Source organism: Clostridium sp. UBA2485 (assembly GCF_002341865.1).
Classification (GTDB): domain Bacteria; phylum Bacillota; class Clostridia; order Clostridiales; family Clostridiaceae; genus Clostridium_J.
On sequence record NZ_DDOV01000102.1, the window covers coordinates 1 to 9,463 of the forward strand.

A 9,463-nucleotide genomic window follows, 5' to 3' on the forward strand; every position below is an offset into this window, starting at 1 on the left:
CATGCATCTTTTAATTTATATAAATGCTATTTAATTTTTAAAATGTCTATTTAATATGTGGATAAAAATTGATTATAGATGTTTATCTCCTTCTTGCCAATCTACTGGACAAAGTCCTCCTGATTTAAGTGCTTTTAATACTCTTAATGTTTCATCAACACTTCTACCAACATTTAAATCATGTACAACTGAATATTTAACTTCTCCACTTGGATCAATTATAAATAATCCTCTTAAAGAAATTCCTTGTTCTTCAACAAGTGTGCCATATTCTTTTGAAACTTGCTTTGTTATATCTGAAGCCATAGGGAAATTAATTTCTCCAAGGCCATTTTTTATCCATGCTTGATGTGAATATTCTGAGTCAACGCTTACTGATAATAACTCTGCGCCCATTGCTCTAAAGTCATCCGCTCTCTTACTAAATCCTGTAATTTCTGTTGGACATACAAAAGTAAAATCTAATGGATAAAAAAACATAACTAGCCATTTACCATTGTAATCTGATAGTTTTATCTCCTTAAAATCACTTCCGTCACCAGCAACTGAATTCATCTTAAAATCTGGTGCTTTTCTACCTACTAATCTTTCCATACATTTTTCCTCCTTAAATTCTAATTACCTTATTTTTTTCTCATTTTGTGTTTTATATACCCTTTATGACTTCATTATATACTATATGAAAACAATTATCAATATCAAATAACAATTATTATTGATTTAAATAATTAATTCTTATACTATATGCTTTGAAAATATTTACTTTATAATTTACATATATTAGAATTTAGTTATACAGGTATTAGTATTTTAACTATATATGCACTACTTCTAAAATTAACATGTGCATTCATATAAGTTCTTATTAGTATACAATTGAGAATTGACGATGGACAATTATAATTAATTCTCAGCATAGCATGAGAATTTTTTAACTAATATAATTAAGATACAGTTTAAAGGAGGTTCCATTATGTTTAATAGATTTCAATTAAAACTTATAATGCTTTTTTTTATGTTACTTGACCATATAGCAAGTTTCATACCTAATACCCCTTTATGGTTTCACTACATAGGAAGATTAGTAGCACCTACATTTTTCTTTTTATTAATAGATGGATATTTTCATACAAGAAGCAAATACAATTATGCAAAAAGACTTTTTGTTGCATCTGGAATAATGGCATCCGGTAATATATTAATAACCACTATTTTTCCTTCTAGAATAGCTAATGGAGACGTAAATATATATTTAGTTGGTATTATAATTACAGCTGCAGTGCTACTGTCAACTTATATTGCATATAAGACCCCTTCTGAAAACATGTTTAGAATAATTTTCTGTGGAGTTATAATGCTCTTAGCTCCTATAATATTTTCTATTATCTTCACTGATGTTAGAGGGGTTAAAAATAACATTTTCTTATCCATGGCATTTTCTATAGTATTATTAAATTTTATTGAAATACGTGATAAAGAAAATAATAAACCTTTAACTTCTTTATCTATAGTTATAATACTATTTTTATCATTATTTACGGAAGGTTCTATTCTAGGTCCTATACTTACTTTTATTTTCTACTACTTTAAAGATAAAAAGCTTTCTTTAGTTTTATTTTATTCTATATTTTCATTATTATTTATAGGAAGCGACTTTAGCTATAATGGATTATTCGTAGAAAACATACAATGGATGATGATATTTTCCATACCATTCTTCTTTTCCTATAATGGAAAGAAAGGTAGTGATCTAAAATATTTATTTTATGCTTTCTATCCTATACATATATGGATACTCTATATAATAGGATTTTTTATGGAAAGATGATTTTGTGCTAGTTCTTCATCTTTGAGGAACAGTTCAATCAATAGAGAATCTACGAAGATTAAGAATTAAGTATGAAGAATGAAGAATTATGGTTGAAATTAATTCTTTATGAATTAATTTCTTCAATATATTTTTCGATAAAAATAATTGTGTTGCTTCAAAAATAGATTCAAAACTTCTCTTATAAATGAGAAATATCAATAATTCTCCATTATCACTTCTCCCTTCTCCATTGTAGAAGAGAGAAGTTTCTACAATGGTTAACTGTGAATTAATTATAGCTATTTCTATCTTCTTCCATTGATAATTGAGAAAATTTATTAAGGACTATTTTTATAGCTATAACATCATCTAAAAATCCTATTGGAAAGATAAAGTCTGGAATAATATCTGTTGAGATAATGAAGTAAAGCAGTCCACTTCCAAGTATTATAAGTTCTTTAGTAGTTATATTATCAGAACAAAATAATCTATACATTTCTTTCAATTTATCAACAAATGCTCCAGTTTCACCAACATTTTTTATTTTTTCACTAAAATTATTGTGAACTATTGAACTGCCTTCTGATGTTAAAACATATTTCTCGTATTTATCTAACTCTCCTTTAATTTGTTCATTTATATAATCATCTTCTAAAATATTAGAGAAATTAAATATATCCTCTATGTCCTCAATTTTATTATTATAATTATATTTTGATTGTTTTTTCTCTTTTACATTATTTAAATCATATCCTGAAGCTATTAGTAAATTTTCTAATGGAATTTTTAATGCTTTAGACAATTTTTCTAAATGTTTAATATTAGCTTGCTGTTTTCCATTAAGAATTCTAGAAATAGTTGATGTATCTATACCTGTAATCTTACTTAATTTTCGAATTGAAAGAGATTTTTCCTCTAAAATAGGTTTAATTATTCTCCCTATTCCCAACTCCTTTTTATTTTCATTCAAGGATATCCCTCCTATAAATTATCTAAAAACAACTATTAAATCACTTTAAGCTAACTACATACTATGTTTTTATTTTTTAAAAATGTATAAACTTATAATTTCTCATATTACATTATATGTAGCATATTTTTTTTTATTTAACTGTTGCATTTTTATCAACATTTTTTTGCTTTAATAGCACTTTTTTATAAATTTTAACTACTATGTATATTGAGAATATAACAATAGGAGGATATATCTATGTTAGAATCAATATTATTAGTTACATCATTATGTATGGATGCCTTTGTTGCTAGTTTTGGATATGGAACAAATAAAATTAAAATTCCCTTTACTTCAGTAACAGTTATCAATTTTGTTTGCTCTGCACTTTTGGCTATATCTCTTTTCTTAGGTTCAGTAATAAAAGACTTTTTGCCTGAAAGTTTATCAATTGGAATATGCTTTACAATTTTAATTGTACTTGGAGTAAGCCGCTTTTTAGAAGGTGTTATTAAGACTTACTTAAGGAAAAAATCTACTAATAGAAAAAATATAAAATTTAAACTATTGGATTTAAATTTTATATTAGACGTATATGTTGATAATACTAAAGCTGATATTGATAATTCTAGAACTCTTAGTCCAAGTGAAGCTTTTTATCTTGCCATTGCTCTAGGTTTAGACGGAATAGCAGTGGGTTTTGGAAGTGGTTTAGCAAATATAAATTATATTCAAGTAGTACTATTTTCATTAATTTCTGATATGGTTGCAGTTTTAATTGGATGTTACTTAGGTAGAAAGTTCGTTGAAAAAGTAAATCTAAATCTTTCTTGGTTAAGCGGGTTAATATTGATTATTTTAGCCTTTATGAAACTTGCATAAACTTTATAATAAAAATCTTTTCATGTAATTAAAGAAGATTTTAGTTTTAATCAAACTAATTTCTTTAATTAATTTTTTTACTAGCAATTCTATTGCTAGTTTTTTATTTTAAATTTCTCAGCTATTGCTGAGAAATATCCACAATTGCAAATTTTACATTGTAAATTGTGAATTGTATAAATTATAGATTAACTGCTAAAAACAGCAATTATTTTATATATTAATTTTATAAATATTATCACTACATAATGTGGAAGACTTTTCTAATTACCTTGGTGTATAATTAAAAAAGGGGGTAATTATATGAAGTTTAAAGAATTTACTAAAAATATATCATCAGGAATTAAAAATAGTATTAAAAGATTTCCAGTTTCTATTCTTCTTTCTTTATGTTGTGCTATCTTATTAATTTATATTTCTGAGTTTGGTTATGATGCGAATCCTGATATAAGAGAAAATCTTATGAAATTAGTTAGAATTTTTGCACTTGGAATTCCACTCTCCTTATGTATAAAACTTTTCTTTGAGAGATTAAAAGAATATAAAAGAATAACCATTTTTCTAACATATATAGGTGGATCTATTCTTCTTATACTTTACTATTTATTTCTACTGAATGATTTTAAAATGGTTTCAATGACAAGATACTTTTCTGTAACATTAATACTTTATTTAGCCTTTCTTTTTATACCTTATATCTCTAAGAAAGATAATTTTGAGTTATATGTTATAAAAGTTTTTACAAGTTTTTTTACAACCTTTATATACTCTATTGTGTTGTATCTTGGCTTATGTGCAATTTTATTTACAGTAAACAAACTTCTTGGAATAAATATTAAATATCAAATTTATTACTATACTTGGCTTATGGTTTCTCTTGTATTTGCTCCATGCTTTTTTCTTGCTGGAGTTCCATATAAGAATAGAGCTTTTACTTTAAAGGATTATCCAAAGCTTTTAAAGATACTTATTTTATATATCATAATGCCACTTATCACTATATATACGGCTATATTATATATATATTTTATTAAAATAATAATAACTTGGCAGTGGCCTCAGGGATTAGTATCTCATCTTGTGCTTTGGTATTCAGTTATAACCGCTGCAATTTTATTTTTCATTTATCCACTTATTGAGGATAATTCTTGGGCAAAAGCCTTTATGAAAGCTTTCCCAAAAGCTATTATTCCTCTTATTATTATGATGTTCTTTTCAATTGGAATAAGGATAAGAGAATATGGATTTACTGAAAATAGATACTATGTTGTAATTCTTGGGCTATGGATATTTTTAATTATGTTATATTTTTCAATTTGCAAGAAATTTAAAAATATTATACTACCTATGTCCCTGGCAATAATTATTCTTATTTCTACCTTTGGACCATTTAGTAGTTATTCTATATCAAAATATAGTCAAAATAAAAGGTTTACTAATATACTTAGTAAAAATTCCATGATATCAGAAGGTGAAATAATTCCTAATTCCAATATATCAACTGAAGATAAGAATCAAATAAGTAGTATCCTTAGCTATTTTAACAATAAACATAGTCTTAGTGATGTAAAATATCTACCAAAGAATTTTAAAATTCAAGATATAGATAGTGTTTTGGGATTTTCTTATATAGAAAATGAGTATAATAGCTTAAGTTACTACACTTATTTTAATAATTATGAAGATAGAATACCATTAGAAATAAAAGATTATGACTATCTTATTGATTCAGAAATACTAAATACAAATAATAGTTCGACTAATGAGCTAAATGCTGAGTTTATCCCTGAATCAGGAATTGTGAAAATAACTCGCAACGGAGACGAATTATACTCAAAAGACCTAAACGAATTTACTAAAAAACTTATTGATAAATATGGCATAAATAATGGTGGTCAAAGTGTTGATTTAAAAGAAATGACCTTTGAAGATGAAAATGAAAAAGTAAAAGTTAAGTTTTTGTTTTCTCACATCTCAGGAAGTAAAGATGCTTCAACAGGTAAAATTGAAAGTCATGGAAATGATTTTTATATATTGTTAAAGCTCAAATAATTTAGATATAGGATAAATTATAAAGATTAAAATTATAAAAATCTAATATTAAAAACCAGCAAACAAATATTTGCTGGTTTTACTTCATAATAAAAATTTTTTAGTTAAGAAATACTGTAAAATTGATTTTTGAATAATAGTGTATCTAAATAACTATTTCTTTCTTATAAAAGTTTTTAAATTTTAAAAACTGCAATATATATTATTTAGTAATAGGAACCCATATCTCACAAATATAATCATCAGAACTTGTATCTCCTGGAGGGTAAACTTCAATTTCATAATTAGCTGCTCGTTTGTATCCACAGGTTTGAAACCATTCAGTTGTTATCCTTGTCCACATTGCATCAATTGGATGTCCCTTGCCGCTAAGGCTACCTTTTACAGTAAATATTGCCCATTTGCTTGCTGGAATAGTATAGGTCTCTAAATCCATTAAAACATTTGCATCTGCTTCAGCACCAATTGCAAGTAAAGTTTCTCCATTCTCAAGTGTTTTTGTGAAACCCATCTGCCACATAGGTGCACGATAAAGATTGTAAACACATGCAATTTTCTCATCGATACCACCATTTAAAAACTCATCCCATGCATTCCAAGTTTCACCCGCAGCTTCTTTCCAATCATTTGCCATAATATTTGCTGATTGCCTTTTTATATGCTTAACAATTCCCACTAAATTTATTTCCTGCTTTTCTTCGATACGATATTCCATCTCTACATCCCCTTTAATTGAAATATGAAAAGTGATCCGTGGATAGGCTTTAAGTTTTGCTCCTAAAGTGCGCGCTGTCTTAGGAGTTACTCCATGCATTCCGAAAAAAGCACGAGTAAATGCATCCGGTGAACTATATCCGTACTTCATAGCAACATCAATGACTTTTACATTCCCATTTTGTAGTTCCAATGCTGAAAGGGTCAATCGTCTACGACGAATATATTCAGATAGAGATATACCTACAATATAGGAAAAAACACGTCCGAATTGATGCATTGAGCAGCAAGCAATTTTTGCTACTTCATCATACATGATGTCATCAGCTAAATGATCTTCAATATAATCTACCGTTGAGGTCATTCTTTCAATCCATTCCATCTCACATTCTCCTTTCTTATTCAATTCTAACAAAGGTAATATTAAACTACCCTGCATTCTAAGTACAAATATGCAGGGAATGTAGATCATTTTAAAAACTAGTGTATAACTAATAACTACATTATTAAATACTCAAATCCACAACTTTAATCAATGATGAATTGAAAAACTTGCGAATTCAAGAATTCTAAATTTTATAGAGGGTTACTACGTAACTTCAAATTTAATGTATGTAATGATATAAGGCATCCATTATAAGGATTTATAGAAATTTCTATATTTGAGTTTTCTGATTTATTTTCAAAAGTAAATATATGCTCATTTGTATTAAAATCTTCCCAATAGGTTTTATTAATAAGTTTATAATTATCTATATTATAAAGAGGCAGTTTTTGTATGTATTTATTTGCTAACTCTTCTAACTGCGTTTCTGATAACTTATCACCTGATTTAACCTCTTGTCCTAAAGATGTATAAATCTGTAAAACCTCACCTGTATTTAAATTAAGACTTATGAAAAAATAATCCTTAATATTTTCCTTATGTGTTAAGCGAATATGCATTTCATCACTATATCTATAAACATTTGGTTCAGTTTCAGGTAGATCAGTAACATAATCATCAAAATTTATTTCTGAATCAAAAATTGTTGATAGAATTTCCTTAGACTTATTTATAAGTCTATCATCACTTATACTACTATTATAGTTCCTGGTAGTATATTCATTTAAAATCATATCTCTTTCATAAACTGTATTTTCATTAATAGGATTTTGTATGCTTAAAAATACTACCAATGCTGCTCCTAAAAACACAGTGGCAATTGTAATCGTATATCTCATAGGCTTACCTCATCATTAAATAGTATTATAATTTTAGTACCTTTACCAAATGTACTTTCAATACTCCAATTCATATGGTGAATTTCTAATATTTGTTTACATATAGATAGTCCTAATCCAAAACCATTAATAGAACTTTGTCTAGATTTATCAATCATATAAAAAGGTTCTAATATTTTCTTAAGTTCTTTTTCTTCTATTCCTACACCTGTATCTTCAATTTTTAAAGAATTCTCCATAATTTCTAGAATTATAATTTTTTCTGCTCTGTCATTTAAAGCTTTTATAGAATTATCTATTAAATTTGTAATTAGTACCATAAAAAGCTCCTTGTCCACATTTATATGATAACTACATCCCTTAACTTCTAAAGTAATATCTTTTTCTTTGAGCTTAGGTTCAAATGTAGATTTTACTTCCCTCAAGGTATCATATAAATCTATATTTTCTTTATGTAATACAGTTTTATCTAAAGTTATAAGTTTTACAAGCTTTGAAGTAAGAGATAGTATTCTTTTTCCTTCTCTATTAATATTTATAAAAGAATCTCTCATAAGATCTAAATCAGTAACTTTCTTATTAACCATTAAGCTAGAATAACCAATTATAGATGTTAAAGGTGTTCTAATTTCATGAGTTAGATTATCTATAAACCTTTGTTTAGATTGGTTTTGCTCTTTTAATAGTCTAAGTTTATTTTCAATTTCATCATTCATCAAATTAAATTGTTCTGAAATTACTTTAAACTCATAAACATTACTAGAGTAATTAAGTTTTTCAGTATAATTGCCATTTATTATTTCTTTTATATTATTTATTAATATTTCTATAGGTTTTGTTATTTCCTTAGCAATAGAATAAATTATAATTATGATTATAATTGCTAATAAAATATTTATTGTAAATATAAAGTAAATATTATTTAACCTATCCTGCTTAAGAAAAGAGATATCATCTATATATGTAAAATAAATACCTGATCCATTGAGTATAATTTTATTATTTATAATCAGATAGGTTTTATCTCCATTCTTTGTTATTAAGTATTTTACCTTATTGTTTTTAACATCAAAAATTTCATCTTTAATAGGTACCTTATTTTTTGAAGATGAATATATAATTTCTTTATTTAAGTCTCTAAATTCTAATGCAATATTTTCATTTGGAAGATTTCTTAAATAATCTTCTGTTCTATGTTGTAATATTTCTTTATTAGTTAAGAAAAGATTTTTTAAATTCTCTCCTGTTTTTATATTTGAATATACTAAAGAGTAGCTGGCAAAACTAGAATCTATAACTTTTTTAAAATTAGTATTATAGGTAGTTTGAATTAAGAAATATGCAAAAATATTAATGGTTATAAAAAACATAACTCCAAAATTAATTAACATCTTTTTCTGTAGTTTCATATATGATTTATCTCCTTTTATTTTTACAGGATTCTATTCTTTAAGCTTATATCCTACCTTGTACATAGTTTGCAAATAATCTTTTAAATTAAGTTTTTCTCTTAATCTTTTAACATGCATATCTACAGTTCTAGTTTCTCCACAAAAATCATATCCCCATATTTTATTTAATAACACCTCTCTAGTTAAAACTATGTTTTTATGATTTAAAAACTCTAATAATAAGTCAAATTCTTTTGGCGTTAAATATATTTCCTCATTATTCATAGTTACTGTTCTCTCATTTTCTAGTACCATAATATGTTTAAATGTAATAGCTTCGGATTTCTTTTTATTCGCCCTACTCCTTCTTAAAAGTGCCTCTATTCTAGCTAGTAATTCCAAAGGTTCAAAAGGTTTAGTTATATAATCATCTGCTCC

Annotated in this window: 9 protein-coding genes; 3 read left to right on the forward strand and 6 right to left on the reverse strand. The window is 26.0% G+C overall.

Annotation, left to right across the window (positions count from 1 at the left end):
- Positions 1-72 precede the first annotated feature (72 nt).
- Positions 73-594 (reverse strand): peroxiredoxin, encoded by a 522-nt coding sequence (locus tag B3603_RS19255; RefSeq protein WP_291567952.1) that lies wholly within the window; start codon positions 592-594, stop codon positions 73-75.
- A gap of 379 nt (positions 595-973) precedes the next feature.
- Here B3603_RS19255 and B3603_RS19260 point away from each other — a divergent pair, with 379 nt between their 5' ends.
- The gene (locus tag B3603_RS19260) at positions 974-1,828 is read left to right on the forward strand and encodes a TraX family protein (RefSeq protein ID WP_291567954.1); all 855 of its coding nucleotides are present in this window, start codon (positions 974-976) and stop codon (positions 1,826-1,828) included.
- Between the two features lie 271 nt (positions 1,829-2,099).
- Here the strand turns inward: B3603_RS19260 and B3603_RS19265 are convergent, their stop codons facing one another.
- Complete coding sequence (locus B3603_RS19265; protein WP_291567956.1) at positions 2,100-2,780, reverse strand: helix-turn-helix domain-containing protein; 681 nt, start codon at positions 2,778-2,780, stop codon at positions 2,100-2,102.
- 240 nt (positions 2,781-3,020) lie between these two features.
- On the opposite strand from B3603_RS19265, the gene ytaF reads away from it, so the two are divergent.
- Positions 3,021-3,644 (forward strand): sporulation membrane protein YtaF, encoded by a 624-nt coding sequence (gene ytaF / locus B3603_RS19270; protein ID WP_291567957.1) that lies wholly within the window; start codon positions 3,021-3,023, stop codon positions 3,642-3,644.
- A gap of 303 nt (positions 3,645-3,947) precedes the next feature.
- Positions 3,948-5,696 carry a DUF4153 domain-containing protein gene (locus B3603_RS19275; RefSeq protein WP_291567959.1) on the forward strand — a complete coding sequence of 583 codons (1,749 nt, stop codon included), beginning with the start codon at positions 3,948-3,950 and terminating at the stop codon, positions 5,694-5,696.
- 202 nt (positions 5,697-5,898) lie between these two features.
- Here the strand turns inward: B3603_RS19275 and B3603_RS19280 are convergent, their stop codons facing one another.
- The 4 genes from B3603_RS19280 to B3603_RS19295 form a co-directional block, all read right to left on the reverse strand.
- On the reverse strand, positions 5,899-6,849 hold the full coding sequence (locus tag B3603_RS19280) for an AraC family transcriptional regulator (protein ID WP_291567961.1): 951 nt from the start codon (positions 6,847-6,849) through the stop codon (positions 5,899-5,901).
- 137 nt (positions 6,850-6,986) lie between these two features.
- On the reverse strand, positions 6,987-7,634 hold the full coding sequence (locus B3603_RS19285) for a hypothetical protein (protein ID WP_291567964.1): 648 nt from the start codon (positions 7,632-7,634) through the stop codon (positions 6,987-6,989).
- The gene (locus B3603_RS19290) at positions 7,631-9,043 is read right to left on the reverse strand and encodes a sensor histidine kinase (RefSeq protein WP_291567966.1); all 1,413 of its coding nucleotides are present in this window, start codon (positions 9,041-9,043) and stop codon (positions 7,631-7,633) included. The genes B3603_RS19285 and B3603_RS19290 overlap by 4 nt, the downstream gene beginning before the upstream one ends.
- A gap of 33 nt (positions 9,044-9,076) precedes the next feature.
- On the reverse strand, positions 9,077-9,463 hold a 387-nt coding region (locus B3603_RS19295; RefSeq protein WP_291567967.1), incomplete at its 5' end, for a response regulator transcription factor.

What these genes read in the sequence shown, in the direction of transcription:
- ytaF (WP_291567957.1), top strand. Translation starts at nt 3,021, where the DNA reads ATGTTAGAATCAATATTATTAGTTACATCATTATGTATGGATGCCTTT.
- B3603_RS19280 (WP_291567961.1), bottom strand. Translation starts at nt 6,849, where the DNA reads ATGCAGGGTAGTTTAATATTACCTTTGTTAGAATTGAATAAGAAAGGA.
- B3603_RS19285 (WP_291567964.1), bottom strand. Translation starts at nt 7,634, where the DNA reads ATGAGATATACGATTACAATTGCCACTGTGTTTTTAGGAGCAGCATTG.
- B3603_RS19275 (WP_291567959.1), top strand. Translation starts at nt 3,948, where the DNA reads ATGAAGTTTAAAGAATTTACTAAAAATATATCATCAGGAATTAAAAAT.
- B3603_RS19260 (WP_291567954.1), top strand. Translation starts at nt 974, where the DNA reads ATGTTTAATAGATTTCAATTAAAACTTATAATGCTTTTTTTTATGTTA.
- B3603_RS19290 (WP_291567966.1), bottom strand. Translation starts at nt 9,043, where the DNA reads ATGAAACTACAGAAAAAGATGTTAATTAATTTTGGAGTTATGTTTTTT.
- B3603_RS19255 (WP_291567952.1), bottom strand. Translation starts at nt 594, where the DNA reads ATGGAAAGATTAGTAGGTAGAAAAGCACCAGATTTTAAGATGAATTCA.